Annotated in this window: 26 protein-coding genes; 6 read left to right on the top strand and 20 right to left on the bottom strand. The window is 69.8% G+C overall.

The features are described from left to right. Nucleotides 1-44: 44 nt before the first annotated feature. The 5 genes from ACQB60_RS26135 to ACQB60_RS26115 all read right to left on the bottom strand — a co-directional run bounded on the left by ACQB60_RS26135 (nt 45) and on the right by ACQB60_RS26115 (nt 4,393). A complete protein-coding gene (locus ACQB60_RS26135) occupies nt 45-1,394 on the bottom strand; it encodes a dicarboxylate/amino acid:cation symporter (RefSeq protein ID WP_496928568.1) in 1,350 nt (449 codons plus the stop codon). 356 nt (nt 1,395-1,750) lie between these two features. Then, entirely contained in the window at nt 1,751-2,044 is a 294-nt protein-coding gene (locus tag ACQB60_RS26130) for a DUF4229 domain-containing protein (protein ID WP_496928567.1), read from the bottom strand. 112 nt (nt 2,045-2,156) lie between these two features. After that, entirely contained in the window at nt 2,157-2,681 is a 525-nt protein-coding gene (locus ACQB60_RS26125; protein ID WP_496928566.1) for a GNAT family N-acetyltransferase, read from the bottom strand. A gap of 22 nt (nt 2,682-2,703) precedes the next feature. Continuing rightward, nucleotides 2,704-3,867 carry an aminofutalosine synthase MqnE gene (mqnE, locus tag ACQB60_RS26120; protein WP_496928565.1) on the bottom strand — a complete coding sequence of 388 codons (1,164 nt, stop codon included), beginning with the start codon at nt 3,865-3,867 and terminating at the stop codon, nt 2,704-2,706. 70 nt (nt 3,868-3,937) lie between these two features. After that, complete coding sequence (locus ACQB60_RS26115) at nt 3,938-4,393, bottom strand: Lrp/AsnC family transcriptional regulator (protein WP_384829543.1); 456 nt, start codon at nt 4,391-4,393, stop codon at nt 3,938-3,940. 122 nt (nt 4,394-4,515) lie between these two features. On the opposite strand from ACQB60_RS26115, the gene ACQB60_RS26110 reads away from it, so the two are divergent. Continuing rightward, nucleotides 4,516-4,659 (top strand): hypothetical protein, encoded by a 144-nt coding sequence (locus ACQB60_RS26110; protein ID WP_384829541.1) that lies wholly within the window; start codon nt 4,516-4,518, stop codon nt 4,657-4,659. Between the two features lie 35 nt (nt 4,660-4,694). On the opposite strand, the gene ACQB60_RS26105 is transcribed toward ACQB60_RS26110, so the two are convergent. Genes ACQB60_RS26105 through ACQB60_RS26095 form a run of 3 tightly spaced genes read right to left on the bottom strand, consistent with a single transcriptional unit; the run spans nt 4,695 to nt 7,759 of the window. Beyond that, nucleotides 4,695-5,369 (bottom strand): UbiX family flavin prenyltransferase, encoded by a 675-nt coding sequence (locus ACQB60_RS26105; RefSeq protein ID WP_496928564.1) that lies wholly within the window; start codon nt 5,367-5,369, stop codon nt 4,695-4,697. 9 nt (nt 5,370-5,378) lie between these two features. After that, nucleotides 5,379-6,299, bottom strand: a complete 921-nt coding sequence (gene mqnP / locus ACQB60_RS26100; RefSeq protein ID WP_496928563.1) for a menaquinone biosynthesis prenyltransferase MqnP — start codon at nt 6,297-6,299, stop codon at nt 5,379-5,381. After that, the gene (locus ACQB60_RS26095; RefSeq protein WP_496928562.1) at nt 6,299-7,759 is read right to left on the bottom strand and encodes a menaquinone biosynthesis decarboxylase; all 1,461 of its coding nucleotides are present in this window, start codon (nt 7,757-7,759) and stop codon (nt 6,299-6,301) included. The genes mqnP and ACQB60_RS26095 overlap by 1 nt, the downstream gene beginning before the upstream one ends. 94 nt (nt 7,760-7,853) lie before the next feature. Here ACQB60_RS26095 and ACQB60_RS26090 point away from each other — a divergent pair, with 94 nt between their 5' ends. From ACQB60_RS26090 to ACQB60_RS26080, 3 genes are all read left to right on the top strand, one after another. Next, on the top strand, nt 7,854-8,486 hold the full coding sequence (locus tag ACQB60_RS26090; protein WP_496928561.1) for an AAA family ATPase: 633 nt from the start codon (nt 7,854-7,856) through the stop codon (nt 8,484-8,486). A gap of 94 nt (nt 8,487-8,580) precedes the next feature. Further along, on the top strand, nt 8,581-8,880 hold the full coding sequence (locus ACQB60_RS26085; protein ID WP_496928560.1) for a PLD nuclease N-terminal domain-containing protein: 300 nt from the start codon (nt 8,581-8,583) through the stop codon (nt 8,878-8,880). Then, nucleotides 8,880-9,776 (top strand): LysR family transcriptional regulator, encoded by an 897-nt coding sequence (locus ACQB60_RS26080; protein WP_496928559.1) that lies wholly within the window; start codon nt 8,880-8,882, stop codon nt 9,774-9,776. Before ACQB60_RS26085 ends, ACQB60_RS26080 begins: the two co-directional genes overlap by 1 nt. Here the strand turns inward: ACQB60_RS26080 and ACQB60_RS26075 are convergent. Further along, on the bottom strand, nt 9,667-10,617 hold the full coding sequence (locus tag ACQB60_RS26075) for a DMT family transporter (RefSeq protein ID WP_496928558.1): 951 nt from the start codon (nt 10,615-10,617) through the stop codon (nt 9,667-9,669). The two genes, ACQB60_RS26080 and ACQB60_RS26075, sit on opposite strands and share 110 nt — an antisense overlap. A 174-nt stretch (nt 10,618-10,791) precedes the next feature. Between ACQB60_RS26075 and ACQB60_RS26070 the strand changes: the two genes are divergently transcribed. Continuing rightward, entirely contained in the window at nt 10,792-11,748 is a 957-nt protein-coding gene (locus tag ACQB60_RS26070) for an isopenicillin N synthase family dioxygenase (RefSeq protein WP_496928557.1), read from the top strand. On the opposite strand, the gene ACQB60_RS26065 is transcribed toward ACQB60_RS26070, so the two are convergent. The 10 genes from ACQB60_RS26065 to hemL all read right to left on the bottom strand — a co-directional run bounded on the left by ACQB60_RS26065 (nt 11,745) and on the right by hemL (nt 21,829). After that, complete coding sequence (locus ACQB60_RS26065; RefSeq protein WP_496928556.1) at nt 11,745-12,266, bottom strand: SRPBCC domain-containing protein; 522 nt, start codon at nt 12,264-12,266, stop codon at nt 11,745-11,747. The genes ACQB60_RS26070 and ACQB60_RS26065 overlap by 4 nt on opposite strands. Nucleotides 12,267-12,296: 30 nt before the next feature. Next, the gene (locus tag ACQB60_RS26060; protein WP_496928555.1) at nt 12,297-13,217 is read right to left on the bottom strand and encodes a CU044_5270 family protein; all 921 of its coding nucleotides are present in this window, start codon (nt 13,215-13,217) and stop codon (nt 12,297-12,299) included. Then, nucleotides 13,214-13,840, bottom strand: coding sequence for an RNA polymerase sigma factor (locus ACQB60_RS26055; RefSeq protein WP_496928554.1), 627 nt, complete (start codon nt 13,838-13,840; stop codon nt 13,214-13,216). The genes ACQB60_RS26060 and ACQB60_RS26055 overlap by 4 nt, the downstream gene beginning before the upstream one ends. A gap of 88 nt (nt 13,841-13,928) precedes the next feature. Continuing rightward, the gene (gene ccsB / locus ACQB60_RS26050; protein ID WP_496928553.1) at nt 13,929-15,032 is read right to left on the bottom strand and encodes a c-type cytochrome biogenesis protein CcsB; all 1,104 of its coding nucleotides are present in this window, start codon (nt 15,030-15,032) and stop codon (nt 13,929-13,931) included. Beyond that, nucleotides 15,029-16,795, bottom strand: a complete 1,767-nt coding sequence (gene resB / locus ACQB60_RS26045; RefSeq protein WP_496928552.1) for a cytochrome c biogenesis protein ResB — start codon at nt 16,793-16,795, stop codon at nt 15,029-15,031. Before resB ends, ccsB begins: the two co-directional genes overlap by 4 nt. A gap of 3 nt (nt 16,796-16,798) precedes the next feature. Further along, on the bottom strand, nt 16,799-17,584 hold the full coding sequence (locus ACQB60_RS26040; RefSeq protein ID WP_496928551.1) for a cytochrome c biogenesis CcdA family protein: 786 nt from the start codon (nt 17,582-17,584) through the stop codon (nt 16,799-16,801). Next, nucleotides 17,581-18,228: a TlpA family protein disulfide reductase gene (locus tag ACQB60_RS26035; protein ID WP_496928550.1), complete on the bottom strand. Its 648-nt coding sequence runs from the start codon at nt 18,226-18,228 to the stop codon at nt 17,581-17,583. The genes ACQB60_RS26040 and ACQB60_RS26035 overlap by 4 nt, the downstream gene beginning before the upstream one ends. A gap of 66 nt (nt 18,229-18,294) precedes the next feature. After that, on the bottom strand, nt 18,295-19,566 hold the full coding sequence (locus ACQB60_RS26030; RefSeq protein WP_496928549.1) for a polysaccharide deacetylase family protein: 1,272 nt from the start codon (nt 19,564-19,566) through the stop codon (nt 18,295-18,297). Nucleotides 19,567-19,787: 221 nt separating this feature from the next. Beyond that, nucleotides 19,788-20,504, bottom strand: a complete 717-nt coding sequence (locus ACQB60_RS26025) for a histidine phosphatase family protein (protein ID WP_496928548.1) — start codon at nt 20,502-20,504, stop codon at nt 19,788-19,790. Continuing rightward, nucleotides 20,501-21,829 carry a glutamate-1-semialdehyde 2,1-aminomutase gene (hemL, locus tag ACQB60_RS26020; protein WP_496928547.1) on the bottom strand — a complete coding sequence of 443 codons (1,329 nt, stop codon included), beginning with the start codon at nt 21,827-21,829 and terminating at the stop codon, nt 20,501-20,503. Before hemL ends, ACQB60_RS26025 begins: the two co-directional genes overlap by 4 nt. Before the next feature lie 386 nt (nt 21,830-22,215). Between hemL and ACQB60_RS26015 the strand changes: the two genes are divergently transcribed. Beyond that, nucleotides 22,216-22,656, top strand: coding sequence for a hypothetical protein (locus ACQB60_RS26015; RefSeq protein WP_384829506.1), 441 nt, complete (start codon nt 22,216-22,218; stop codon nt 22,654-22,656). Nucleotides 22,657-22,705: 49 nt separating this feature from the next. Here the strand turns inward: ACQB60_RS26015 and ACQB60_RS26010 are convergent, their stop codons facing one another. Next, nucleotides 22,706-23,299 (bottom strand): TIGR03086 family metal-binding protein, encoded by a 594-nt coding sequence (locus tag ACQB60_RS26010; protein ID WP_496928546.1) that lies wholly within the window; start codon nt 23,297-23,299, stop codon nt 22,706-22,708. Nucleotides 23,300-23,438 lie beyond the last annotated feature (139 nt).

The raw sequence follows: 23,438 nt of genomic DNA, 5'->3' as shown, positions 1-23,438 counted from the left end.
ACGGGGCGCAGCGCGGTGACGGCCGTGGCAGCGGCCGGACGGACTCAGGCGGCGGCCGGAGCAACCCCCGGCTCATCCACCGGCGAAGACGAGGCGTGCTCGTACGCCTCCTTGTCGAGGATGTTCTCGCGGGCCGCGACGATCACCGGGACGAGGGCCTGGCCGGCGACGTTCGTGGCCGTCCGCATCATGTCCAGGACCGGGTCGATCGCGAGGAGCAGGCCGACGCCCTCCATCGGCAGGCCGAGGGTGGACAGGGTCAGGGTCAGCATGACCGTGGCGCCCGTCAGACCGGCCGTGGCGGCCGAACCGACCACCGAGACGAAGGCGATGAGCAGGTACTCCTTGATGCCCATCTGCACGTCGAAGATCTGCGCGACGAAGATCGCGGCGATCGCCGGGTAGATCGCGGCGCAGCCGTCCATCTTGGTCGTGGCGCCGAACGGCACCGCGAAGGACGTGTACTCCTTCGGCACGCCGAGGCGCTCGGTGACCTTCTGGGTCAGCGGCATGGTGCCGACCGAGGAGCGGGAGACGAAGGCCAGCTGGATCGCGGGCCAGGCGCCCTTGAAGAACTGCAGCGGGTTGACCTTGGCGACCGTGGCGAGCAGCAGCGGGTAGACGCCGAACATCACCAGGGCGCAGCCGATGTAGATGTCGGCGGTGAACGTCGCGTACTTGCTGATCAGGTTCCAGCCGTAGTCGGCGATGGCGAAGCCGATGAGGCCGACGGTGCCGATCGGCGAGAGCTTGATGACCCACCACAGGGCCTTCTGCAGCAGCGCCAGGATCGACTCGCTGAGGTCGAGGATCGGCTTGGCCTTCTCGTCGCCGATCTTGAGGATCGCGATGCCCGCGACGGCCGCCATGAAGACGATCTGCAGGACGTTGAGCTGGGTGAACGGCGTGATGACGTCGGTCGGGATGATCCCGGTGAGGAAGTCGATCCAGGAGCCGGTGTGCTCCGGCTTCGAGCCGTCCTTGGGGGTCAGGCCGGTGCCGGCGCCGGGGTTGGTGACCAGGCCGATGACGAGGCCGATGACCACGGCGATCAGCGAAGTGATCATGAACCAGAGGAGCGTGCGGGTCGCGAGCCGGGCGGCGTTGTTGACCTTACGCAGGTTCGTGATCGAGATGAGGATGGCGAAGAACACCAGCGGGGCGACCGCGAGCTTCAGCAGGCCGATGAAGGTGTCGCCGACCTTGGAGAGGGTGGTGACGAGCCAGGAGACGTCCTGGCTGCGGGCGATCCAGCCGAGCAGGACACCCAGGACCAGACCGCCGAGGATCTGGGCCCAGAAGGGGAGCTTCAGGAACTTGGGTATCTGGAAGCCGGAGCCGCCGGACCCGGAGGTCTTGGGCTCGTCGGCAGGGGACGCGGAATTCGCGGACACGGAAACACTCCGGGTAAAGACGGGGGGCGTGAGAAGCGGGAGCGCGGCGACCGCGAAGGGTCACGGGCGCCGCTGCAGTGCAGATGTCGAAGTCGTTCAGATGACGCGACACGCCGCGGACATGCAGCGGCAGAGGTCGACATGCAGGCGCGCCACGAGCGGGGGGCTCATGGCGTAGCGGTGCGCTGCTGCTGTCTTCATGTCGAACACGTTAACACTTGAACTTTGAGAACATCAAAGGTCTTGTTTGAGGCAAGAGATGCGCCAGCCACACCGCAAGACGGCTGGAAACGCACGGTGCCCCGGCGCCGGAGCATCAGCTCCGGTGCCGGGGCACCGTGTGAGTGTGAGGAAGGTTACGACCGGGCGGCGCGCGCCGCGTCGTCCGCGACGTCCTCCTGGCTGCGGTTGGCCTCGAGGTTGGCCTTGGCGCGGTCCACGCGCGCGACGACGGTCTCGGAGGCGCGGTCGCGCTCCTTGCGCAGGGCGACGTAGCTGATGGGCGCGGAGATCACCATGGCGAGCAGCAGCACCCACAGAAGGTTGGAGTCGCCGAGGCCGCGCGGCAGGATCTCGGCGTAGACAAGGCCCCAGACGACCAGGAAGCAACCCGCGAAGATCCCGAGGCGCATCAGCGTGTAGCGGAGCATGTCAATCCACTCTTCCGTTCCGAATTGGGCCCGAGTTGGACGAGCCTCTCCAGTGAAGCACGCGAGCCGCCGTGCGCGGGAAGGGGGTGGGGGCTCTCACGCCGTGCGGCTCTCACGCCAGCGGCAGCAGGAACGTGATGTCGTCGCGGTCGTCGCCCGGCGCCACCCGGATCATGCCCGGTGCCCGCCCGACCTCCTTGTAGCCGCACGAGGTGTAGAAGCGGTCGACGCCGATGCCGCCCCGGCAGGTGAGCCGGATCGCCTCGATCCCGTCGAGTCCGCGGGCGGAGTCCTCGACGGCCGCCATCAGGTCCCGCCCGTATCCCTTGCCCTGGTGCCTGGGGTGGACCATCACCGTGTAGAGCCAGACCCAGTGGCGCATCAGGCGGTGCGTGTTGTGGGTGAGGAAGGCGGTCGCGGCGACGGCGCCGTCCTCGTCGTAGCCGACCAGGAGCCGGGTGCGGCCCTCGGCCATGGCGGCCAGGTGCTTCACGAACTCGGGCCGTATCTCGTCGGGCGTCGCGGGCGGTACGAAGCCGACGGCCCCGCCCGCGTTCGTGACGTCCGCCCACAGGGCGAGGACGCCGTCGCGCAGGTCGGGGCCGACGGGCGGGTCGAGCTGGAACGTCAGAGCCATGCGGTCCAGGCTCGCACGGCGCTCAGACGCGCATGGCCTGCGGGGTCTCGCGCAGCAGCGGGTCCGGGCCCTCGTACTCCCGGATCGCCTCGTAGCGGGTGTTGCGCTCGACGGGGCGGAAGCCCGCCTCGCGGATCAGGTCGAGCAGGTCCTCGCGGGTCAGCTTGTTCGGGGTGCCGAAGTTGTCCGCGTCGTGCGTGATCTTGTACTCGACGACCGAGCCGTCCATGTCGTCGGCGCCGTGCTGGAGCGCGAGCTGCGTGGTGTGCAGGCCGTGCATGACCCAGAAGACCTTGACGTGCGGGACGTTGTCGAAGAGGAGGCGGGAGACCGCGAAGGTCTTCAGGGCCTCGGCGCCGGACGCCATCGTGGTGCGCGCCTGGAGCTTGTTGCGGACCTTGCCGTCCTGCATGTCGACGAAGTCGTGCTGGTAGCGCAGCGGGATGAAGACCTGGAAGCCGCCGGTCTCGTCCTGCAGCTCGCGCAGGCGAAGCACGTGGTCGACGCGGTGGCGGGGCTCCTCGATGTGGCCGTACAGCATCGTGCACGGGGTCTTCAGACCCTTCTCGTGCGCGAGGCGGTGGATGCGCGACCAGTCCTCCCAGTGGGTGCGGTGGTCCACGATGTGCTGGCGGACCTCCCAGTCGAAGATCTCCGCGCCGCCGCCGGTGAGGGATTCGAGGCCGGCCTCGATGAGCTCGTCGAGGATCTCGCCGGCGCTCAGCCCCGAGATGGTCTCGAAGTGGTGGATCTCGGTGGCCGTGAACGCCTTCAGGGAGACGTTCGGCAGGGCCTTCTTCAACTCGCTGAGGGAGCGCGGGTAGTAGCGCCACGGCAGGTTCGGGTGCAGGCCGTTGACGATGTGCAGCTCGGTGAGGTTCTCGCCCTCCATCGCCTTGGCGAGGCGGACGGCCTCCTCGATGCGCATCGTGTACGCGTCCTTCTCGCCGGGCTTGCGCTGGAAGGAGCAGTAGGCGCAGGAGGCGGTGCAGACGTTCGTCATGTTGAGGTGACGGTTGACGTTGAAGTGGACGACGTCGCCGTTCTTCCGCGTCCGCACCTCGTGCGCCAGGCCGCCGAGCCAGGCCAGGTCGTCGGACTCGTACAGGGCGATGCCGTCCTCGCGGGACAGCCGCTCCCCGGCCCGGACCTTCTCCTCCAGCTCACGCTTGAGCCCTGCGTCCATGCCCTTACGCCCCTACTTCTCCGCTGCCTACTGCTACCGACACAACTGCGCCCACCGTACGCCTTGGCCGCTACACCTCTTCGGGCAGCTCTCCGACGCGGTTCTCCCACTTCGTGGAGAGGACGATGGTGGTGCGGGTGCGGGAGACGCCCTTGGTGCCGCTGAGGCGGCGGATCGTCTTCTCCAGACCGTCCACGTCGGTGGCGCGGACCTTGAGCATGTACGAGTCGTCGCCCGCGATGAACCAGCAGTCCTCGATCTCGTGCAGGTCCTTGAGGCGGCGCGCGACGTCCTCGTGGTCGGCGGCGTCGGAGAGCGAGATGCCGATGAGGGCGATGACGCCGAGGCCGAGCGAGACCGAGTCCACGGTGGCGCGGTAGCCGGTGATGACGCCGGCGGCTTCGAGGCGGTTGATCCGGTCCGTGACGCTGGGCCCGGAGAGGCCGACGAGCCGGCCGAGTTCGGCGTACGAGGCCCGGCCGTTCTCCCGCAGGGCCTGGATGAGCTGCCTGTCCACGGCGTCCATAGGTGCGATGCCTTTCATTATTCAGCGATACCGCGAGTCTATGTGTAGAATCTAAGGCGCGACAGGGTTTAAACCCTGCGATTCTCTCGAATTTTCAACCGATCAACAACGATCCTTCAGGAGTGAGCCACACCGTGTACTCGATCGAGATGGCCTACGCCCGTATGCGCGAGCTGCAGGACCTGGCCAACCGCTCGCGTGCCCACCAGACCGCCACCGCCGCGCGCAAGGGCCTCGGCCGCAAGCGCACCGCGAAGAAGCGGTAACCCCTTACCGGCAGGCTCCCTTGCGGGCCGCCCCCTCACGAGCTGCGCGGGCCTCCCCCCAGCTCTCCCTCCCACCGGCGGTACAGCCGATGCGGCACCCCTGCCGCATCCAGCACCCGCCCGGCGACGAAGTCCACCAGATCCTGGATGTGCGTCGCCCCCGCGTAGAACGCCGGAGAGGCGGGCAGCACGATCGCGCCCGCCTCGTCCAGGCTCACCAAGTGCTTCAGCGTCTGGCCGTTCAGCGGAGTCTCCCGCACGGCGACGACCAGCTTCCGCCCCTCCTTGAGCGTCACGCTCGCCGCCCGCTGGAGCAAGTCCTTCGAGAGCCCGAGCGCCACCCCCGCCACGCAGGCCGTGGACGCGGGCACGATGAGCATCCCCTTCGCCGGATACGACCCCGACGAGGGCCCCGCGGCCAGGTCACCGGCCGCCCAGTACCGCACGCCGCTCACGTCCACGTCGAACGTGCCCGGCTTCCCGTCCGCGCCGTGTCCCAGCCACTGGCCGAGATCGTCCTGCCAGTGGGCGTCGCGGAAGGAGATCCCCGTCTCGTCCAGCAGCGTCAGGCGCGAGGCGCGCGAGACGACGAGGTCGACGCTCTCCCCCGCCGCGAGCAGCGCCCGCAGGACCGCCGCGGCATACGGGGTCCCGGAGGCGCCCGACACCCCCACGATCCAAGGCTTACGCTCTGTATCTCCTGCGTTCACGCTGTGAGCCTAGACGGTCAGGCCGCGCACGAGCAGATCGAGCAGCGCGCAGACGAAGAGTGCGATGCCGATGAAGCCGTTGACCTGGAAGAACGCCCGGTTGAGTCGGGACAGGTCATGGGGCTTCACGATCGTGTGCTCGTACAGGAAGGCACCGGCGACGATCACCAGGCCGAGCCAGAAGAAGGCGCCCGCGTCCGTGGCGACCGCGTACCAGACGAAGAGCGCCGTGGTCACGAGGTGACAGCCGCGCGCACCCCGGACGGCGGCCGGGATGCCGAAGCGGGCCGGCACCGACATCACGCCGATCTCGCGGTCCGTCTCCACGTCCTGGCAGGCGTAGATCAGGTCGAAGCCGCCGATCCACACGCCGACCGCGAGCCCGAGGATCACCGCGTCCCACGACCACGAGCCGGAGATCGCGATCCAGGCGCCGACCGGGCCGATCGCCTGGGCGAGGCCGAGGATCGCCTGCGGGAAGTTGGTGAACCGCTTGCCGTAGGGATAGACCACCATCGGGATCACCGCGAGCGGCGCGAGCGCCAGGCAGAGCGGGTTCAGGAGCGCGGCCGCGCCGAGGAAGACGACGAGCGCGATGAGCGCCCCCGTCCACGCGGACTTCACCGACACGGCGCCCGTGACGAGTTCGCGGTGGGCGGTGCGCGGATTGCGGGCGTCGATCTCGCGGTCGATGATCCGGTTCGCGGCCATGGCGAAGGTGCGAAGGCCGACCATGCAGATGGTGACGAGCAGCAGCCGCCCCCAGTGGATGTTCCTGTCCACCTGGAACATCGCGGTGAGCGAGGCGATGTAGGCGAAGGGCAGCGCGAAGACCGAGTGCTCGATCATGACGAGGCGCAGGAAGGCGCGAACCTTGCTGTCCGGCTCGGCGGGACCGGACCCTCCGATGACTCCTTCTGCGGTACTCATCACGAGAGCCCGTACTCCTTCCACCGGCGGTCGACCTTCGCCGCCGTCTCCGGGTCGGACAGGACCATCTCGGGCCAGCCGCCGTCCCGGGTGTAGCCCTCCTCGGGCCACTTCTTCGTCGCGTCGATGCCCGCCTTGCCGCCCCAGAACTGCTGGTACGAGGCGTGGTCGAGGTGGTCGACCGGGCCTTCGACGACGGTGAGGTCACGGGCGTAGTCGGTGTTCCCGAGCGCACGCCACGACACCTCGTGCAGATCATGCACGTCACAGTCCTTGTCCACGACCACGATCAGCTTCGTCAGGGACATCATGTGCGCGCCCCAGATCGCGTGCATCACCTTCTGGGCGTGCTTGGGGTACTTCTTGTCGATCGAGACGATCGCGCAGTTGTGGAAGCCGCCGGACTCGGGCAGGTGGTAGTCCACGATGTCCGGGACGATGATCTTGAGGAGCGGCAGGAAGAACCGCTCCGTGGCCCGACCGAGCGGCCCGTCCTCCGTCGGCGGCCGGCCGACCACGATCGACTGGAGCAGCGGCCGCTTCCGCATCGTCACGCAGTCGATCTTCAGCGCGGGGAAGGGCTCCTGCGGGGTGTAGAACCCGGTGTGGTCGCCGAAGGGCCCTTCGGGGAGCATCTCGCCGGGCTCCAGCCAGCCCTCGATGACGACCTCGGCGTTGGCGGGCACCTGGAGCGGGACCGTCTTGCAGTCGACCATCTCGATGCGCTTGCCCTGGAGGAAGCCCGCGAGGAAGTACTCGTCGATGTCGCCGGGCAGCGGGGCCGTGGACGCGTACGTCACCGCGGGCGGACAGCCGAAGGCGATCGCGACCGGCAGCTTCTCGCCGCGGCGCGCGGCCACCTGGTAGTGGTTGCGGCTGTCCTTGTGGATCTGCCAGTGCATGCCGATGGTGCGCTTGTCGTGGCGCTGGAGGCGGTAGAGCCCGAGGTTGCGGATGCCGGTGTCGGGGTCCTTGGTGTGGGTGAGCCCCAGGTTGAAGAAGGAGCCGCCGTCGTCCGGCCACGTGAAGAGCGCCGGCAGCCGGTCCAGGTCGACGTCGTCGCCGTGCAGGACGACTTCCTGGACGGGGGCGTTGTCGGACTTCACCTTCTTCGGCGGTACGTGGGTCATGGCGCCGAGCTTTCCGAACGCCTCGCGGACGCCGACGAAGCCGTGCGGGAGCTCGGGCCTGAGCAGGCCGCCGATCTTGTCGCTGATCTCTCCGTACGACTTCAGGCCGAGGGCCTTGAGCAGGCGGCGGTCGGTCCCGAAGACGTTCATCGCCAGGGGCATCGCGGAGCCCTTGACGTTCTCGAAGAGCAGGGCGGGGCCGCCCGCCTTCTGCACCCGGTCGACGATCTCACCGACCTCCAGGTAGGGGTCGACCTCGGCCTTGATGCGCTTGAGATCGCCCTCGCGCTCCAGTGCGCGGAGCAGGGAGCGAAGATCGTCGTAAGCCATGCGTTCCAGTATGCCGGGGCGCTTATCGGCGCTGAACGCGCCTCGTCCTCAAACGCCGGACGGGCTGATCCCGGGACCCCGTAGGGTCGGCCGCATGCTTCTGTGGCTCAACGGACCCTTTGGCGGCGGCAAGACCCAGACAGCGCACGAGATCCTGCGGCGCCTGCCCGGCAGCGTCGTCTGCGACCCCGAAGAGGTCGGCTTCGGGCTCCACCGCATGACCCCCCGCCCCCTCCGCGCCGACTTCCAGGACCTCCCCGCCTGGCGCCAGGGCGTCTACGAGGTCCTCGACCTCGCCCTCACCAAGTACCCGGGCCCCGTCATCGCCCCGATGACCGTCGTGGAGCCCGGCTACTTCCAGGAGACCGTCGGCCGGCTGCGCGAACGCGGCCACGACGTACGCCACTTCGCCCTCCTCGCCGAACGCGAGACCGTCCTGCGCCGGCTCTCGGAACGCGGCTTCGGCCACGTCGCCCGCGCCCTGGGCGGCAAGGACGCGCCCCTGCGCCGCGAGAGCTTCGCCGTCGCCAAGCTCGACCTGTGCCTGGAGCGGCTGCGCGGCGCCGAGTTCGCCGAGCAGGTGTGGACCGACCACCGCTCCGTGCCCCGGGTCGCCGAGCACATCGCCACCGCCTCCGGCCTCACGCTCACCCCGAACACGGACGGCCCGCTGCGCGCCCGGGTCCGGCGGGCCTGGACCGGGGTCAAGCACATCCGGTTCCTCTGACGGCGAGAGCTACCCTGGCCGGAAGGCACACGAGGCACACACCGTCGTCGTCGAAGCCAGTCGAAGTCACCGGATCTCTGGGGGATCGCGCCACATGCTCCGCTACCTGCCGTTCCTGCTGGTCCTGGCGCTGTGGATCTATGCCTTCATCGACTGCCTGAACACCCCTGAGGAAGAGGTCAAGGGCCTGCCGAAGGTGGCGTGGGTCTTCATCGTGCTGCTCTTCGGGGAGGTACTGGTCGGGCCCGTCGCCTGGCTCGTGGCGGGCAAGAAGCGGGCCACCGCCCCCGGGGGCGGCAGCGGCGCCCGTGGCCGCCGCTGGGTCGCGCCCGACGACAACCCCGAGTTCCTCAAGTCGCTGCGGGACGACAAGCCCAAGCCCGAGGAGTCCTAGTGGAGCTGCGGCTTCTCGTCACCTTCGAGAAGGTCGCCACCGTCCTCAGCTTCACACAGGCCGCCGCCGACCTGAAGTACGCCCAGTCCAGCGTGACCAGCCAGGTCCGGGCCCTGGAGGCGGACCTCGGCACCGAGCTCTTCGACCGGCTCGGCAGCCGCATCCGGCTGACCGAGGCGGGCGAGCGCCTCCTCCCGTACGCGCGGCAGATCATCGAACTCGCCGACGAGGCACGGGCCGCGGCCGTCGGCACCGGGGAGCCGTCCGGCACTCTCGCGGTGGGCACGATGGAGTCCCTGACCTCCTACCGGCTGCCGCCGCTGCTGGAGCTCTTCCACCACCGCTACGCCGGCGTGCGGCTCGCGCTGCGCACCACCATCGGCGACGCGACGAAGGAGGCGCTGCGCCGGGGCACGTACGACGTGGGCTTCCTGATGGAGCGGGAGCGCGAGCACCCGGGCCTCGCGACCGAGGTGCTCGCCGAGGAGCCGCTCGCCCTGGTCGCCGCCCCCACGCACCCGCTGGCGGGGCGCGAGACGGTGACGGCGCAGGAGCTGACGCGAGTCGCGCTGCTTGCGACCGAGCCGGGCTGCGCGTACCGCGATCTCTTCGAGCAGGAGCTCAACTCCCTTGTCCCGCACGGGGTCTCCTTCATGGAGTTCGGCACGATCGAGGCGACGAAGCAGGGGGCGGCGGGCGGGCTCGGCGTGGCGCTGCTGCCCGCCGTGACGGTCGCCCGCGAGCTGGCGGACGGGACGCTCGTCCGGCTCGGCTGGGAGCCGCCGTTCACGCTGTGGACGCAGCTCGCGTGGCGGTCCGGGAAGCGTCTTCCGGCCCACGTGCGACTGTTCGTGGAGCAGGCCGTGCGGCTCGTGCGGGAGCAAGCGTCACCTTGAGGCTCGCCATGATGATCAGCGGGACGCCGAGCGCCTGGACGAGGCCGATGTGGTGCCCGTACACCGCCCAGTCGGCGACCGTCGCGACCGCCGGGTAGGTGAAGGCGAGCACCGCGATCTTCGAGGTCGGCAGCTTCGCGTACGCGGCGTACATCAGGACGTACATGAGGCCGGTGTGGATCACGCCGAGCCCGGCCAGCCACGCCCATCCCGCGCCCGTCCCGCCCATCGCGCCGAAGTCGGCGAAGGGCAGCAACAGCGGGATGCCGACGAGGACTTGGACGAGGGCGACCAGGTGCGGGCGCACCCCCGTGACGCGCTTGGTGACGAGCGTGGACAGGGCGTAGAGGACGGCGGCCAGCAGGGCCAGGCCGATGCCCGCGAGCGACGCCGTGTCGCCGGGCCGCACCCCGGAGACCAGGACGAGTCCCGCGAACGCGACGGCCAGCCAGCCGAGTTGGAAGCGGGCGAGGCGCTCGCGGAGGACCAGGGCGCTCAGCAGGACCAGGAAGAAGGGCTGCGTGTGGTAGACGACGGTGGCCAGGGAGATCGACGTCGCCTCGTACGCCTTGAAGAGGAACACCCAGTTGAAGACGGTGAACACGCCGCCGAGCGCGGCGAGTCCGGCCTTCTTGAGGGTGAGGCCGTGGTCGCGGAAGTAGCCGCGGGCGAACGCGTACGCGCCGAGAGCGAGGGCGCCGAACAGGACGCGGAAGAAGACGACGTTGAAGGCGGCGGCCCCGGACTCGACGACGAAGATGCCGAGGGTGCCGGAGAGGGCCATGGCGGCGGTGAGCTGGAGGGTGCCCGTGCGCTCACCGCTGGGGTTCGTTGGGGTCATGGCAGGAACGTACGAGCGGGCATATGTGCTGGTCCACGCGCCAGTGGGGCGTCCTGCCGATGGGGCGATCGGCGCCGTCGATGGGGCCTGGTCGGGGGTGACCGCGGCGGCGCCGGGGGTGACCGCGGCGGCGCTGGGGCCTGGTCCGGTGTGTGCGGGGGCAGCATGTCAGGCATGAGCAGCAGCCCCGCCCCAAGCCCGCCCCGCATCCCCACCATCGACCTGCGGCCCTGGCTCTCCGGTGCCGCGGGCGACCGCCGCGCGACCGCGCGGACCGTCGACGACGCCCTGCGCACCGCCGGGTTCCTCCTCGTCACCGGGCACGGCGTGGACCCGGACCTGCGGGCCCGCATCCGCGCCTGCGCCCGCTCCTTCTTCCACCTCCCGGAGGCGGCGAAGCGCCCGTACGCCGTGCGGGTCGGCGCCCGCGGCTGGCTCGGCCCCGGCGCCGAGGCCAACAGCTACGCGGAGGGCACGCCCGCGCCGCCCGACCTGAAGGAGTCCCTGTCCTTCGCGGCCGACGAGCCCACCGGGAACGCGGCGGTGGACGCGGAGTGGTTCGCGCCCAACACCTGGCCGCGTGAAGTCCCGCAGCTCCAGGGCCTGTTGACGGACTACCTCGCCCAGATGCGTACGCTCTCCGACCACCTCCTCGAACTGCTCGCCGCCGCACTCGGCGAACCCGGGGACTTCTTCACCCGACACACGGGCCACCCCACCTGGGGCTTCAACATCAACTGGTACCCGGGCCGGGAGCGGGTGGGCGAGCCCGAGCCGGGCCAGTTCCGGATCGGCCCGCACACCGACTTCGGCACGGTCACGGTCCTGGACCGGCAGGCGGGCCGGGGCGGACTGCAGGTGTTCACGGACGAGGGCGGCTGGGAGGACGCCCCGTACGACCCGGAGGCGTTCACGGTCAACATCGGTGATCTGATGGCCCGTTGGACGGGCGACCGCTGGCAGTCGGGCCGCCACCGCGTCCTGCCGCCCCCGGCGGAGCTGCCCGCGGAGGAGCTGATGTCGCTGGTCTACTTCTACGAGTGCGACCCGGGGACGGATGTACGGGGCGTGGACTCGCACACGTATCTGCGGGCCCAGCTGGACGCGATCGCGGTGGAGCCGGAGGGTTAGCGCGCCTCGTACTCGTCCCGCAGCTCCCGCCACCGCTCCAGGCTCCACGTCGACCAGTCCTTCGGGCGGCCCGCCAGCGCGTCCGCCAGGAACTCGAAGTGGTTGTGCCACCCGGCGAGGCAGTCGAGGCGGAGCGCGTCGTCGCCCTCGAACTCGTTGGTGAAGCGGACCGTGGTGCCCCCGGCGGCCGCCGGCTCCAGGTGGAAGCGGCAGCGGCCGTGCAGGTCGATCGTGTACTCGGCGACGCGCTCCACGTCCCAGGCCGTGACCTGGCCGCTGTGCACGCCGTCGCCGCCCTCCTGGTTCAGCCAGCGCAGCGTGACGGCTCCGCCGAGCCGCGGCTCCAGCACATCGGCGGCGGCCAGCCACTCCGGGAGCCCGCCCGGAGTGGCCACCGCCGCCCAGACCTTCTCCACAGGCTGGGGAAGGTTCAGCGTGAAGTGCAGGGTCTGGGTCTGCGTGCTTCCCTGTGCACTTCCCTGCGTGCGGCTTGTGCCCTTTTCGATGGTTTCGGTCATAGGCCAAGGGTGCCCCACAGGGGCGTCCTGTCAGGGGCGCTGACCCGCCTTGTCGACGATCGTGCGCTCCAGCACCGCGGTCGTGGCGAGAACGTCCCCCTTCTTGCCGAAGGGCTTGTCCTCGGTCAGGACCTCGCGCTCACCGAGGTACTTCTTCGTCTCCTTGTCGAAGAGCAGCTCCTGGCGCTGCCCGTCGTCCTCCCAGGCGATGGCGACCCCGTGCCGCCCGGCGGCGTCCACCGCGTCCTCGACCAGCTCGACGCCCGGGATCTCCGTCGCGGCGAGGTAGATGGCCGCGGCCTGCTTCGACGGCATCAGGGACTCGCGGATGAGGTCGCCCACGACGACGAACGGCTTCCCGTTCGCGTTCTCGTCGGCGATCCTGTTCAGCCAGTCCCGCATGTTGACCGGGTCGGTCGGCAGCTTCTCCAGGTTGCGGTAGTGGTCGTCGTCCTCCAGCAGCGGCAGCTCCGGCTCCACGCGGACGTTGTCGTGGTCGTTCTGCGGCTCGTTGAGCACCTCCGTGTGCTTGCCGTCGACGGACTCCCAGAACTCCCTCACGTGCAGCGGATCCCGCCCCTCGTCCGACGCGTAGCTCACCTTGCTCTTGATGTAGACGAACTGGTCGTCCCGGAGCTTGGGGTCGGGGTGCCGCTTCGCCGCCTCCGCGATCTCCTCCAGCATCTTCACGGTCTCCTTCGACGGCGCGGCCTGCGCCGACCGGTCGCCGAACGGCGAGGCGACGAGGACGCCCGCCACGGCCGCCGCGGCCAGCGCGGTCGCCGCGACGCCCGACCGCAGCCAGACCTTCCTGTTCCGCTGCGGCGACATGTACTTCTTCGGCGAAGCCTCGGACGTGCTGGCCTCGCTCTGCCGGATCTCGGTCAACAGGTGCTCCCTGAGCGCGCGATGACGGCCCGGCGGAAGCTCCCTCTCGGGTACGTCGTTCATCGGCTTCCCTCCCTGATGGGCCCGACCGCGGTGGTGCGGTCACCTCTCATCTGTCCGCGCCCGGAAGGCGGTTCCAGCTCTTTCGTGGCTTTCGCCAGCTTCTTCCGTGCCCGGGAGAGCCGGGATCTGACCGTCCCGACCGGCACCCCGAGCGCCTCGGCGGCCGCCGCGTAGTCGAGCCCCGACCAGACGCACAGCGCGAGCACCTCCCGCTCGGCGCGGCGCAGGGAATCCAGCGCCGCCCGTACGAGAGCCAGTTGCTCCTCGTCGTCGAGGCGCCCCGCGACCTCGTCCGCGAAGTCGTCGACGGACTCCTCGCGCGGCAGCCGGGCGACGGCGGCCGCGTGTCTGCGGGCGGCCCTGCGGCTGTTGCGCGTCACGTTCGTCGCGACGCCGAGCAGCCAGGGCCGCAGCGAGCCCCCGTCCGGCGCGACCCGCGCCCGCATCCGCCACGCCTCCAGGAAGGTCAGCGACACGATGTCCTCGGCCGCCGACCACTCCCCCGTGAGCCGGTAGGCGTGGTTGTAGACGGAGCGCGCGTACGCGTCGAAGAGCTCCCCGAAGGCGTCGGCGTCCCCGTCCCTGATCCGGGCGCGCAGCACCCGCTGGTCCCCCTGATTCATCTCCACACCCCCTTGCTGTCCGTACGACAAAGGCCGGTTCCCGTGACCTGAGTCACAGGAACCGGCCTCTCCCGTAAGGGAGTTGGGGCTACACGCCCGCGTACGAGTGCTTGCCGGTCACGAAGATGTTGACGCCGTAGTAGTTGAACAGCCAGCAGCCGAAGGCGATCAGGGCCAGGTAGGCGGCCTTGCGGCCCTTCCACCCGGCGGTGGCGCGGGCGTGCAGGTAGCAGGCGAAGGCCACCCACGTGATGAACGACCAGACCTCCTTGGGGTCCCAGCCCCAGTAGCGGCCCCAGGCGTCGCCCGCCCAGATCGCGCCCGCGACGATCGTGAACGTCCACAGCGGGAAGACCGCCGCGTTCACGCGGTAGGAGAACTTGTCGAGGGAGGCCGAGGAAGGCAGCCGCTCCATGACGGAGGTGGCGAAGGTGCCGGGCTTGCCGCCCTTCATCAGCTTCGTCTCGTAGCTGTCCTTGAAGAGGTAGAGCAGGGCCGCGACGCCGCCCACGTAGAAGACCGCGCCGCAGAAGATGGCCGTCGAGACGTGGATCCACAGCCAGTACGAGTGCAGGGCCGGCACCAGCTGGTCGCTGGCCGTGTAGAGGACGGTGACCGCGAGGCCGAGGTCGAGCAGGACCGTGGTGACCAGGGGCAGTCCGAGCCAGCGGACGTTCTTCTTCAGGGCGAGCAGGCCGAGGTAGACGCCGACGGCCACCGTGGAGAAGGTGATGTTGAACTCGTACATGTTGCCCCACGGCGCGCGCTGCACCGACAGGGCGCGGGTGAGGACCCCGCCGAACTCGACGAGGAACGCGAGCACCGTCAGCGAGACGGCGATCCTGCCGTACAGGTCGCCCTGCTCGTCGCCGCCCGCCGCGCCGGGCCCGTCCGGGACGTCGCCCCGGCTGCCCGCGGCCGCCCGCGTCACGACCTTGGGCCGCTCCAGGACGGCGGTACCGCCCTTGGCCGACTTCACGGTGACCGCGGGGCCCGCGGCGGCCTCCTCCGACGCGGCCGGGGTCAGCGCGGCCGCGGTACGGGCGACCTTGCTGCGACTGCCGAAGAGCCACTCCGCCATGTGCGCGAAGAAGGCCAGGAGATAGACGGCCATCGCGGAGTAGATCAGCACGTTGCTGATGTGCGCGAGGTTCTCGTTCGTCTCGGCGGCGAGGGTGGTGGCGAGATTCATTTCTCAGCCCCTTCGGCAGGAACAACTGGGGGGTTGTCGGGGGTGGAGTCCTTGGCGTCCTTGGAGCCCTTGGCGTCCTTGGCGTCCTTGGCTTCGGGCTCCTGCTCGGGTGCGCTCGGCGCCCGCTCATGGAGGTGCGCCGCGAGCTCGGACAGCTCCTCGGGGAGCTTCGCCGACTCGCTGCGGCCGAGCCCGGCCATCTCGACGACGGTCACGCCGTCATCGCCGGTGGTGGCCCGCACCCAGACGCGGCGGCGCTGGATGAAGAGCGACCCGGCGAGGCCCAGGATCGCGGCGACCGCGCCGGACAGCGCCCAGCCGGTGCCGGGCTGCTGGGAGATCTGGAAGGTCGCCCACTGCTTGATGTCCTTCTCGAAGGTGATCGAGCCGGCACCGTTCGGGAGCTTCAACGTCTCCCCGGGCACCAGCCGGTCCTTGAGCAGCTGGCCCTTGGAGTCCTTGAACTTCTCCATCTTCTTCGTGTCCAGCTGGTACACGTTCTGCGGCAGGCCCGAGTCCACGCCCAGGCTGCCGTGGTACGCGGACAGGGCGAGCACCGGGAACTTCAGGGCGGGGAACTGCGAGAACATCTGGCCCTTGCCCGAGCCCGCGAACGTCGGCACGAAGAAGGCGTTGAAGCCGAGCTGCTCCTCCTTGCCGTTCTTGTCCTTGTAGCCGTCGAGGACCTTGATGGCGCCGGTGGACGTCACGTTCGAGTCGATCGGCAGGAGCGGCACCGACGCCTTGTAGACGACCTTGCCGCGCCCGTCCCTGACGGTGACCGTGGGCGCGTAGCCGTGCCCGATGAGATAGACCTTCGAGCCGTCGACCTCGAGCGGCTTGTTGGACTCGATGGCCTTCTTCTTCTCGGTGCCGTCCGCGCCCTCGCTGTAGGAGACGTTGGCCCGGTAGGTGCGGGGCGTGCCGCGCTGGGGGCCCGACTCCTCGTACGTGCCCTCGAACTTGTCGAGCTTGAAGCTGAAGGGCGCGAGGTCCTGGGTGTCGAAGAGGCTGCCGGACTTGAAGTTGTCGTACTGGGTGAGGGTGTTGGAGAACCCGTCGCCCTCCACGACCAGCTTCTGGCCCTCGGACTTGAACAGCTGCCCGGCCGCGAAGGCGACCAGCAGCACGATCAGGGCGACGTGGAAGGCCAGGTTGCCGGCCTCGCGCAGATAGCCCTTCTCGGCGGCGACGGCGTCGCCGTCGGTGTGGGCACGGAAGCGGCGCTCCTTGAGCATGGTGAGCGCGGCCTCGCGGACCTGCTCGGGCTCGGCCTCGGTGCGCCACGTCGCGTACGCGGGCAGCCGCGTGAGCCGCTTCGGGGCGCCCGGCGGGCGGCTGCGCAGCTGGCCGACGAACTGCCAGGTGCGCGGCACGATGCAGCCGATGAGCGAGACGAACAGCAGGATGTAGATCGCCGAGAACCACACCGAGCTGTAGACGTCGAAGAGCTGCAGCTTGTCGTAGAGCGGCGCGAGCGTGGAGTGCGCGGCCTTGAAGTCCTGGACCTTGAGCTCGTCGACGCTGTTCTGCGGGATGAGCGAGCCGGGGATCGCGCCGAGCGAGAGCAGGAAGAGCAGGATCAGGGCGACCCGCATCGAGGTGAGCTGCCGCCAGAACCAGCGGACCCAGCCGACCACCCCGAGCGAGGGCAGCTTGACCTCTTCCTGGGGGGCGGTGGAGAGCTGGGCACCGGCGGCGCCGAGGTCGTCGGCGCTCTCGCCGGCGGCGCCGGTCTCGGGGGTGGTGTCGGTCTTGCTCATGGATCAGATCCCCACCGTGTAGCCGTTGGTCCAGACCTGCATCTGCTGCACGATGCTGTCCCACACCCCGGTGACGAGGAGCAGGCCGGTCGCGATCATCATGATGCCGCCGATCCGCATCACCCAGACGTAGTGCCGCTTGATCCAGCCGAACGCGCCGAGCGCCTTGCGGAAGGCGATCGCGGCGACCACGAACGGGATGCCGAGCCCCAGGCAGTACGCGACGCCGAGCACGGCCCCGCGCGTGGGGTTGGCGCCGTCCAGGGCGAGCACGTTGACCGAGGCGAGCGTCGGGCCGATGCACGGCGTCCAGCCGACGGCGAACAGCGCACCCAGTATGGGGGCGCCCGCGAGCCCCGCGGCGGGCTTCTTGTGGAAGCGGAACTCGCGCTGGCTCAGCCAGGGCATGAGCCCCATGAAGAAGACGCCGAGCAGGATCATCACGACGCCGAGCACCCGCATGATCGTGCTCTGGTGCTCCTTCACGGACTGCCCGAGGGCGCCGAAGAAGACGCCCGTCGGCACGAAGACCGCGGTGAAGCCGAGCACGAAGAGCCCGGCCCCGGCGGCCATCCGGCCCCGCTTCGCCTCCGCCAGGTCGGTGCCGCTGACCCCCGTCACGTACGACAGGTAGCCGGGCACCAGCGGAAGCACGCAGGGCGAGAAGAAGGAGACAAGGCCGCCGAGGACGGCGACCGGGATCGCGAGCAGCAGTGCGCCGCTGAGGATGGTCTGGTTCGGTTCGCTCACCGCGGCGGCGAGCGTCAGTGCGCCGGCCACGCCGCTCACTTCTCCGCGATCAGCGGGTCGATCATCTTGTGCAGCTTCTCCGCGTCGAGCGGCTGCTGCGAGCGCGCCGCGACCCGGCCGTCCCGGTCGAGGACGATCGTCGACGGGATGAAGTTCGGGTTGAGCGTGCCCCGGGGGAAGCGCAGCATCAGCTTGCCCATGGGGTCGTGCAGGCTCGGGTACGGGATGTCCTTCGCCTTCTCGAAGGCGAGCGCCGGGCCCTTGTCGTTGTCGCGGGTGTTGATGCCGACGAACTCGACGCCCTTGGCCTTGGTCTCGTTCGCCACCTTCGCGAAGTTCGGTGCCTCGGCCCGGCAGGGCGGGCACCACGAACCCCAGACGTTCAGGACGACGACCTTGCCCTTGTAGTCGGCGAGGTCGAGGTGCTTGCCCTCCAGGGTGGTGCCCTCGATCTTCGGGCCCGGGGTGCGCGCGCTCTTCTTGACGGTGGACAGACCGTCCGTGCCGGTCACGAAGTTGGTGTTCCCCGAGCCGCCCGACGTGCCGCCCGAACCGCAGGCGGACAGGGCCAGGGCACAGGCCGCGGCCCCGGCGGTCAGCAAGGCGGCGCGGCCGCGGCGACTCTTGCGGCTGCGGCTGCTACTGCGATGCGAGCTGTGGGGGGCGCGGCAGGCGGCACTCATGTGAAAAGTTTCGCATGCCCGTTTCGGGGATCTTCGACGCCCCCCGCACTAGCGGAAAGCCCCATTTCAGGCCGCGTTTTTCAGCCCGTTCCAGCCACCCGTGGGAGCGGTGCCGACCTCGAGCTTCTGCCAGGCCGCGAGCACCGCGGGGTCCTGGGCGTCGAGCCAGTCCACGAACTGCTTGAAGGAGACCATGCGGACGTCCTTCTTGCCGGCCATGCCCTTCAGCGCCTCCTCGACCGCATCCATGTAGATGCCGCCGTTCCACTCCTCGAAGTGGTTGCCGATGAAGAAGGGCGCGCGGTTCGTCGTGTAGGCCCGCTCGAATCCCTTGAGGTACGCCTCGGTGGCCTGCTTGCGCCAGCCCGGGTAGTTGGCCGGCGGGGCCTTCGTCGAGTTCTTCGACTGGTTGGCGAGGATGTTGTAGTCCATCGACAGGACCTCGAAGGAGTGGCCCGGGAAGGGCACCGCCTGCAGCGGCAGGTCCCAGACGCCCATCTTCTTCTCGGGCCAGCGCTGACGGCCGCCCGGCGAGGACGCGTCGTAGCGCCAGCCGAGCTTCTTGGCGGTCGGCAGCAGGTTGTTCTGCCCGAGCAGGCAGGGGGTGCGGCCGCCGACGAGCTCCTTGTCGTAGTCGAAGGGCAGCGAGGGCAGATCGCTCCAGCCCGTGTTCGTGCGCCACTTCTTGACGAAGGACTTCGCCTGGTCGATCTCCGACTGCCATTGCGCGGACGTCCAGTTGGCGACCGAACCGGTGCCCGCGCAGAAGTGCCCGTTGAAATGCGTGCCGATCTCATGGCCCTCGAGCCATGCCTGGCGCACGTACTTCAGCGTCTCCTTGATGTGACCGTCGGTGAGATATCCGATGTCGGAGGCGCCGACCGCGTTGTTCGGCGGACGGTAGAGGCGCTTCTTGGACTCGGGCAGCAGATAGAGCCCGGAAAGGAAGAAGGTCATCCGCGCGCCGTGGTCCTCGGCGAGCTTCAGAAAGCGCGGGAACAGGCCATTGCCGACCTCGCCGGCACCGTCCCAGGAAAAGATCACGAACTGCGGCGGTTTCTGGCCGAGTTCGAGGCGCTCCGGCTTGTCGGGCTGATTCGGCTGCTTGCCGGTGAAGGAGGTCGAGCCGTCCCCGATGGGCTTGCCCGAGCGCTCCTGGCCGCCCGCGCCCTCCTTGCCGCCGTTGGCCTTGCCCGCGGGGGACGCCGAGTCGCCGCCGCCGGAGCCGCAGCCGGCCAGGCCGAGAGCGGCCGCCGCTCCCACGCCGAGCCCGATCGCTCCCCGCCGGCTGACCACCCCGCGCTTCGCCGTGTGGTTGTCCCCGTGGTTGTCGCGCATTCCATCCCCATTCGTCGCGCCCCTGGGTCCGGGCCGACCGGCCTTTTCAGGCCATGCAAGCCGGACAACCAGTTAGAGGGCGCGACGAACACGGGGGTTCCGACAAGTCGCACATATTTAGCGGTAATTGGCGGTATGGGACGTTGAGTCGCCTTTTGGCTACACAGGGTTCACACAGTTAGACGTGCGTCACACGCATCGCACCGCGTATCCCACGGCACTCACGCGCCGAACGCCTTGCTCTTCCCCTTCACCGGCTTGGCACCCGCCAGAAGATGGGACGGCACGAGATCGCGTGCCGGTTCCGAGTATCCGACGGAGACAATTTTGTCGCCGCGGTACGTGAAGGTGGTCAGCGAGGCCAGCGTGCACTGCCGCTTGCGCGGGTCGTGCCAGAGGCGTCGCTTCTCGACGAAGCTGCGCACGATCCAGATCGGCAGCTGATGGCTCACGCACACCGCCTCGTGGCCGCGCGCCGCGTCCTTCGCCGCGTCCAGGGCGCCCATCATCCGGACGACCTGCTCGATGTACGGCTCGCCCCAGGAGGGCTTGAAGGGGTTGACGAGGTGCTTCCAGTTCTCCGGGTTCTTCAGGGCGCCGTCGCCCACCCCGAAGGTCTTGCCCTCGAAGACGTTGGCGGCCTCGATGAGCCGCCCGTCCGTGGCGAGGTCGAGCCCGTGCACCTTGGCGATCGGCGTCGCCGTCTCCTGCGCCCGGTCCAGGGGCGAGGCCACGACGTGCGTGACGTCGCGCTGCGCGAGGTGCTCGGCGACCCGGTCGGCCATCTGCCGCCCCAGCTCGGAGAGGTGGTAGTCCGGCAGGCGCCCGTAGAGGACCCCCTCCGGGTTGTGCACCTCGCCGTGGCGCATCAGATGGACGACGGTCAGATCGTCGCTGTTCGCCCCGCTCTTCGCGTCGTCGCTCTTCGCCCCGCTCATGCGGTGGCCTCCTCGGTGGCTTCGGCTGCCGCGCGGGCGGCGGCGGGCAGGGCGGCGGCGATGCGCTCGACGGCCCGCTCGTCATGGGCGGTGGACACGAACCAGGACTCGAAGGACGACGGCGGCAGATAGACGCCCTGCGACAGCATCGAGTGGAAGAAGGCGGTGAAGCGGAACGACTCCTGCTTCTTGGCGTCCTCGTAGGTGCGCACGTCCTGGTCGGTGAAGAAGACCGAGAACATGTTGGAGGCGTTCTGCAGCCGGTGCGCGACGCCCTCCTTGGCGAGCGCCTCCGTCACCAGCGTGCGGATCTGCAGGCTGACCGCGTCCACCTTCTCGTACGCGGCGTCGTCGAGCAGCCGCAGCTGGGCGAGTCCTGCGGCGGTCGCGACGGGGTTACCGGAGAGCGTGCCCGCCTGGTAGACAGGGCCCGCGGGCGCGAGGTACGCCATCACGTCGGCCCGTCCGCCGAAGGCCGCGGCCGGGAAGCCGCCGCCCATGACCTTGCCGAACGTCATGAGGTCGGGCGTGACCCCGTCGACGCCGAACCAGCCGGCCTTCGAGGTGCGGAAGCCGGTCATCACCTCGTCCGAGATGTACAGCGCGCCGCTGTCGCGGCACAGGTCCTTGAGCCCCTGGTTGAAGCCCTCGCCGGGCGGCACGACGCCCATGTTGCCGGGCGACGCCTCCGTGATGACGCAGGCGATCTCGCCGGGGTGCGCGGCGAACGCGGCGCGCACCGCCTCCAGGTCGTTGTACGGGAGCACGATCGTGTCGCCCGCCTGGGCGCCCGTGACACCGGGGGTGTCGGGCAGGCCGAGGGTGGCGACGCCGGAGCCCGCGGCGGCGAGCAGCGCGTCCACGTGGCCGTGGTAGCAGCCGGCGAACTTGATGACCTTGGCGCGGCCGGTGAAGCCGCGGGCGAGCCGGATCGCCGACATCGTCGCCTCGGTACCGCTGGAAACCAGCCGCACCTGCTCGACCGGCGCGATCCGCGCGACGATCTCCTCGGCGAGCGCGACCTCGCCCTCACCAGGCGTGCCGAAGGAGGTGCCGCGCGCGACGGCCTCCTGCACGGCGGCGATGACCTCCGGGTGGGAATGGCCGAGAATCATCGGCCCCCACGAACACACGAGGTCGACGTACTCACGACCGTCGGCATCCGTCAGGTACGGACCGGTACCGGACACCATGAAACGGGGCGTACCGCCCACCGCGCGGAACGCGCGCACGGGAGAGTTCACACCGCCGGGCGTCACGGCCGCCGCACGGTCGAAAAGAGTCTGCGAAACTGGGGCGCTATACGGGAAGCTCACACGGGCCATGGTCTCAGAGGGTCCGGGCTTCCTGCGGACAGGTGTTTCACCCCACGTTTTAGCGGGTGACGGTGGGGGAGGTCACTGACACGATGATCGGGTTGCACGGCGGGGGCCTCGCGGCCTAGAAAATGCAGGGGCCGCGCGCCCTGGAAAAGCAGTCGGGTGGAGATATGCATCGCGGTGGCGGCGGACTGGGCGAGGGGACCGACGACCTGGAACCGCGGCGTGCCCGGCGGGGAAAGCACCGACGCGACGCCGAGGCGGCCCAGGCCCCGCCGGCCCAGCCGTCGGCACAGGATCGCGGCGAGACCAGGCGGACCCGGGACGGGGAGCGCGAGCAGGAGCGGGACCGGCGAGGACGCCGTCACCGTGCGGACAGCGGGAGTGGCCGGGTGGGCGGGGTGACGTACAAGTACTTCGGAGCCCCGGACGGCGCCACCGCCGCCCGGGTACCCATCTCCATGCGTCCCGAGGAGCTCGGCGGTGACGAGCTCGGCATGGGCGGCATGTTCACGAAGATCAAGCCGGAGACGATGGCCGCGATGGTCCTGACCGGCATCGAGGGCATACCCCTGCACAAGGTCCCCCCGCTGGAGCTGGTCGTGCTCCACCCCGACTACGCGGTGGTCAAGCTCCCCATGACGGTCGTCGACCCGCTGCGCGGCATCGGCGAGGAGTCGGTGGGCGCCGCGGCCTTCATCTGGTCGACGGTCCCCGACCGCGGCGGCCCCCGCGACGCGTTCAACGTGTACCAACTCCTGCACGAGTGGCAGGACTTCAGCCATCGCCTGCATGACGCGGGGCATCAGGCGTACTGCCTGGTGTGGCCCTGAGCAGTTCTGAAAGGGCCTGAGCGGGCCTGAGCGGGCCTGAGTGATGTGCCTAACGCACGGGCGCCCAGGCGGGATCGCGTCCGGTCACGGCCAGCAGCCGCTCGAAGTCCCCGGCACCCTCCGGCGCGGAGACCGACTCTCCGAAGACCCCCATCTCCCGTGCCATGGGCGCCATCCGCTCGACGGCCGGGCTCAGCACGGCGACGACCCGGGGGTCGGCCTCGTACGCCTGGCCCGTCGCCCGCGCCAAGTCCCAGGCGTGCACGGTCAGATCGAGCAGCACCATGCAGCCCACGGTCCGGGCGGGCATGTTCATCGCGCCGGTGGTGCCCTCCTCGGCGCCGGGCTCGGACCAGGCGGCGACGAGAGCGTCGGCCTCCTTGCCGAAGCCGGCCCGCCAGTCGGCGCCGGGCACGACGTACCGCGTCCCGGTGTCGAACTCGGAGTCCCGCTTGGCGGCCAGGTCCTGGAAGTGGACGACGACCTGGAAGAGGTGGTCGACCAGGTCCTTCACGTCGTACTCGGCGCAGGGGGTCGGGGCGGAGAGCCGGTCGTCGGGGAGGGCGCGGACGACGGGGGCGGCGCCGTCCGCGGCCACCGCGAGGAGGTCACCGATGCGGTGCGCGTTCTCGTGCGTAGTCATGGGCCGACCGTACGGAGCCGGGGACCTGGCGTCTTGAACGAACACGACACCCGCCCGGACGGCCCCGGACTCCCCGGACGGCCCCGGTATTCCGCGGACGGGCCCCGAACTCCCCCGTGCGGACCCGAAGTCCCCGTCG

The organism is Streptomyces odontotermitis (assembly GCF_050510915.1).
GTDB lineage: Bacteria > Actinomycetota > Actinomycetes > Streptomycetales > Streptomycetaceae > Streptomyces.
This window is presented reverse-complemented; position numbering and strand designations above follow the sequence as displayed.

What these genes read in the sequence shown, in the direction of transcription:
- ACQB60_RS26125 (WP_496928566.1), bottom strand. Translation starts at nt 2,681, where the DNA reads ATGGCTCTGACGTTCCAGCTCGACCCGCCCGTCGGCCCCGACCTGCGC.
- ACQB60_RS26090 (WP_496928561.1), top strand. Translation starts at nt 7,854, where the DNA reads ATGCTTCTGTGGCTCAACGGACCCTTTGGCGGCGGCAAGACCCAGACA.
- ACQB60_RS26115 (WP_384829543.1), bottom strand. Translation starts at nt 4,393, where the DNA reads ATGGACGCCGTGGACAGGCAGCTCATCCAGGCCCTGCGGGAGAACGGC.
- hemL (WP_496928547.1), bottom strand. Translation starts at nt 21,829, where the DNA reads ATGGCCCGTGTGAGCTTCCCGTATAGCGCCCCAGTTTCGCAGACTCTT.
- ACQB60_RS26130 (WP_496928567.1), bottom strand. Translation starts at nt 2,044, where the DNA reads ATGCTCCGCTACACGCTGATGCGCCTCGGGATCTTCGCGGGTTGCTTC.
- mqnE (WP_496928565.1), bottom strand. Translation starts at nt 3,867, where the DNA reads ATGGACGCAGGGCTCAAGCGTGAGCTGGAGGAGAAGGTCCGGGCCGGG.
- ACQB60_RS26035 (WP_496928550.1), bottom strand. Translation starts at nt 18,228, where the DNA reads ATGAGTGCCGCCTGCCGCGCCCCCCACAGCTCGCATCGCAGTAGCAGC.
- ACQB60_RS26095 (WP_496928562.1), bottom strand. Translation starts at nt 7,759, where the DNA reads ATGGCTTACGACGATCTTCGCTCCCTGCTCCGCGCACTGGAGCGCGAG.
- ACQB60_RS26075 (WP_496928558.1), bottom strand. Translation starts at nt 10,617, where the DNA reads ATGACCCCAACGAACCCCAGCGGTGAGCGCACGGGCACCCTCCAGCTC.
- resB (WP_496928552.1), bottom strand. Translation starts at nt 16,795, where the DNA reads ATGAGCAAGACCGACACCACCCCCGAGACCGGCGCCGCCGGCGAGAGC.
- ACQB60_RS26025 (WP_496928548.1), bottom strand. Translation starts at nt 20,504, where the DNA reads ATGAGCGGGGCGAAGAGCGACGACGCGAAGAGCGGGGCGAACAGCGAC.
- ccsB (WP_496928553.1), bottom strand. Translation starts at nt 15,032, where the DNA reads ATGAATCTCGCCACCACCCTCGCCGCCGAGACGAACGAGAACCTCGCG.
- ACQB60_RS26065 (WP_496928556.1), bottom strand. Translation starts at nt 12,266, where the DNA reads ATGACCGAAACCATCGAAAAGGGCACAAGCCGCACGCAGGGAAGTGCA.
- mqnP (WP_496928563.1), bottom strand. Translation starts at nt 6,299, where the DNA reads ATGAGTACCGCAGAAGGAGTCATCGGAGGGTCCGGTCCCGCCGAGCCG.
- ACQB60_RS26070 (WP_496928557.1), top strand. Translation starts at nt 10,792, where the DNA reads ATGAGCAGCAGCCCCGCCCCAAGCCCGCCCCGCATCCCCACCATCGAC.
- ACQB60_RS26010 (WP_496928546.1), bottom strand. Translation starts at nt 23,299, where the DNA reads ATGACTACGCACGAGAACGCGCACCGCATCGGTGACCTCCTCGCGGTG.
- ACQB60_RS26055 (WP_496928554.1), bottom strand. Translation starts at nt 13,840, where the DNA reads ATGAATCAGGGGGACCAGCGGGTGCTGCGCGCCCGGATCAGGGACGGG.
- ACQB60_RS26085 (WP_496928560.1), top strand. Translation starts at nt 8,581, where the DNA reads ATGCTCCGCTACCTGCCGTTCCTGCTGGTCCTGGCGCTGTGGATCTAT.
- ACQB60_RS26030 (WP_496928549.1), bottom strand. Translation starts at nt 19,566, where the DNA reads ATGCGCGACAACCACGGGGACAACCACACGGCGAAGCGCGGGGTGGTC.
- ACQB60_RS26060 (WP_496928555.1), bottom strand. Translation starts at nt 13,217, where the DNA reads ATGAACGACGTACCCGAGAGGGAGCTTCCGCCGGGCCGTCATCGCGCG.